Here is a 309-nt window from a genome sequence, read left to right as displayed (position 1 = left end):
GGCCGGAGAACACATCTTTGATGGCGCAGAGGTAGAGCTTTCCCTCGTCGGTCCAGTGCTCTGTGATGTCGGTCAGCCACAGTTCGTTGACGTCATCGGCGGAGAAGTCCCGCTTCACGAGATCGTCGTGGACCGGCGGCCCGGGACGCTTTCCGTTCTTGCCGCGATTCTTCCCGAACACGGACCACCACTGGTTGTCCCGGCAGATCCTCCACGCCGTCCGCTCACACATCTGCTCACCGGCTTCTGCCGCTTCGCCGGCCAGGAACCGGTAGCCATACTCGGGGTCGTCGACGTGGGCGTCCAGCA

1 pseudogene is annotated in these 309 nt (G+C 63.4%); it reads right to left on the bottom strand.

The annotated features are described in order from the left end of the window. Positions 1-309: pseudogene (locus QSJ40_RS12645) on the bottom strand (IS3 family transposase); the annotation flags it as partial.

This window comes from Kocuria sp. NBRC 114282, from assembly GCF_030268385.1.
GTDB classification, from domain to species: Bacteria; Actinomycetota; Actinomycetes; order Actinomycetales; family Micrococcaceae; genus Kocuria; species Kocuria palustris.
The sequence above is the reverse complement of the archived record's forward strand: the minus strand, read 5'-3'. Positions and strand labels throughout refer to the sequence as shown.